The sequence below is a fragment of the Nitrospirota bacterium genome (assembly GCA_016214385.1).
Classification (GTDB): Bacteria; Nitrospirota; Thermodesulfovibrionia; order UBA6902; family JACROP01; genus JACROP01.
The window spans coordinates 1-2,909 of the sequence record JACROP010000041.1 but is presented as its reverse complement, the minus strand read 5'-3'; the positions used below and the strand labels follow the sequence as shown (position 1 = coordinate 2,909).

Annotated in this window: 1 protein-coding gene and 1 pseudogene; both read right to left on the bottom strand. The window is 42.2% G+C overall.

The window, feature by feature from the left end; translation table 11 throughout:
* Nucleotides 1–143: 143 nt before the first annotated feature.
* A pseudogene (locus HZC12_02745) lies at nt 144–1,306 on the bottom strand (IS3 family transposase).
* Nucleotides 1,307–1,468: 162 nt separating this feature from the next.
* Nucleotides 1,469–2,671 (bottom strand): IS256 family transposase, encoded by a 1,203-nt coding sequence (locus HZC12_02740; protein ID MBI5025646.1) that lies wholly within the window; start codon nt 2,669–2,671, stop codon nt 1,469–1,471.
* Nucleotides 2,672–2,909 lie beyond the last annotated feature (238 nt).

The window sequence follows — 2,909 nt, the reverse complement described above, 5'->3', positions numbered from 1 at the left end:
ATTTGAGAGCAAAGTACTGCCATTATTTAAGCGTCGAAGCAAGGAATTAGGAGAGATGTTACCAGAGCTTTACCTGCATGGGTTAGCCAGTGGTGATTTTGAGTTGGCTGATCTTCCCCCGATTTTACGGACACATAGTTAAGTTAGGCAGCCATAGCCTCCAGCTCAAATGATACCGGCGAACGGTACCCCAGAGCTGAATGCCGCCTCTGACGATTATAGAACATTTCAATATATTCGAAAATACTTTGTGTAGCCTCTGCCCGTGTTTCATACCGATAATCATACACATGCTCTGTCTTTAAGGTATGGAAAAAGCTCTCAGCAACCGCATTGTCGTAACAATTACCCTTTCTGCTCATACTCTGGATAAAACTATAGTCCTTTAGCACATCCCGAAAGTCAAGGCTCGCGTATTGGACACCTCTGTCAGAATGGAATATACATCCTTTACCGGGCTTCCTTCGCCCAATAGCCTGATACAAGGCATTGATAACAAAACCTGACGAGAGTTGATTACTCATTGCCCATCCGATTACCTGTCGGGAATAGAGATCCAGAATCACTACCAGATACATCCAGCCTTCCAGGGTCGGGATATACGTAATATCCGAAGCCCATACCGTATTCGGTTTGTCTGACTCAAAGTTCTGATTCAGGAGATTCTCGGCAACAGGGAGATTATGCCTCGAATTTGTCGTTGCCTTGAACTTCTTTGCTGCCTTGGCAACAATGCCATGCATCTTCATTATACGGGCAACTCTGTTCTTGCCGCATTTTATTCCCTTGCTACGCAGTTCATCGGTAATTCTCGGACTCCCGTATGTCATGCGGCTGTTTTTATGTGATTCTTTTATCTCCATAAGTATCTTCTCATTTTCTTGCTGCCTCTTGCTATGAGGCTGTTTCCTCCATCTGTAATATCCGCTCCTTGATGCTCCAATTACACGGCACATCTTCTGCACCCCATGGCAGGAGCGATGCTGATCCATGAACCAGTATTTCATCTGGGGTGTTTTGAGAAGATGGCCAACGCTTTTTTTAGTATTTCTCTTTCTTCCCTGAGATTGGCATTTTCTTTCTGCAACCTTTTGAATTCCTCATCTTCAGGTCGCAGGTGCCCCTTCCCGGGAAAACTGCCGGATGGATCTTCTTTATATTTCCGCTTCCATGTACGCAGTAGATTCTCATGTATCCCAAGTCCATGAGCTACTTCAACTACTGGTCTCTTCCCCTCGATTACAAGTCGTACCGCTTCTTCCTTGAACTGCCGATCGTACCTCCTGTTAACTTTACTCTCTCGCATTTAACACCTCCAAAAATTGTTAGATTATATCATACCATAACCTAACTCTTCGATGTGTCCACTTTTTTAGGGAAAGATCACACAAGCTTCTTTGGTATTAATGAAATACTAAACAATTATCCTAATCAATCAGAGCTTTTGTCAATAAGAGTGTAAATTCATTTAAGCGGCTTTCCTTTCAAGATACTCTTTTCTGTTTTTAATTATACCATTGACGCATCGTTCACCTGTATAAACACTCTCCAATAACCAATATCCTTTAAGAGTACGAAACCTCTTTTCTGCAACACGAAGAAGCTTCCATATCATTGCTGTTGCATTTTCAACTTTTTTGAACCTCCTGGCAGCATCAGTCCTCAGGCGTATTGAGCTAAAGGGTGATTCTACAACGTTAGTCGTGCGGATATGCACCCAGTGTTCCTTTGGATATGAATAAAAAGCCACCATTCTTCCCCAATCAGCGAGTAATTTCTCACAAGCTTTCTGGTATTCCTTCTTGTAACGATTAATAAATTCATCCCTTAATTTTTCGCACTCCTGAAGTGTCTCTGCATAAGGAATTGCTCCCAGATACCCGGAAGCTTCATTTCTCACTCTTTTGGGCATTGCATCAAGAATATTTGTTATCTTGTGATTCCAACACCTTTGCCCATCTCCTTCAGGATGTATCTCTCCAAGAGCGGACCATATACCAAGATGTCCATCTGCTATAGTAAGCCGTGCAAGGCGAAGACCCCGTTTTTTAAGATCACGCAATATTCCAAGCCATGATTCCTTGCTCTCACGGTATCCACTCTCGCAAGCTAACAAAACCTTCTCACCAGTTGTTAATACTCCTATTACTACTAACAATACTGCCTTCTCCTTCTCCAATCCAGCTTTTACAAAAATACCATCAGCCCACTGATATACTATCTTAACCCCTGTTAAATCCTGGCTCCTCCATTCTTTGGACAATGGAGCCCCTTCTCCTAATAAACCTCGTAATGCCAACTCAAAATCACCACTGGCTAACCCATGCAGGTAAAGCTCTGGTAACATCTCTCCTAATTCCTTGCTTCGACGCTTAAATAATGGCAGTACTTTGCTCTCAAATCCCTCTTGATTGCGTAACCTCGGCCTTCTTACTCTTATAGTGCCATTCATCATCGCAAATCTGCGAAACTTGCCATATCCATTCCTATAGGATTGAACAGTATCAATCCTCACCTCTCTTCTCTCAGATTTGCCTCTGCCTAAAAACTCTGTAACCTCTTCCTCCAAAATCTCCTGAATAAATCCCTGTACCTTAATCCGTACAACCTCTTCCAACTCAGCATAACTAATTCTTGATTTCCAACCTCTTCCTGTTATACATTCCTTCATGGTGGTGTTCCTCCTTTCTTTTCTTGTCTTGTTTCTGTTTATGAAAGGATACACCACCTCTATTTACTTTTTACACTCTTTTTGAGTATAGCTCGCTGAAAAAGCTGAACCAGCTAAGAAGGCTAAAGAAAAAATCCCTACTGTAAAGGGGGAAATAGCTTCTGTTGATACTGCTGCAAATTCTGTAGTAATTAAAGATGCAAAAGGTAAAGAGACTACGGTTGAAGTAGATAAGGAT

Coding starts and splice junctions, on each gene's coding strand:
- HZC12_02740 (MBI5025646.1), bottom strand. CDS start 2,671: ATGAAGGAATGTATAACAGGAAGAGGTTGGAAATCAAGAATTAGTTAT.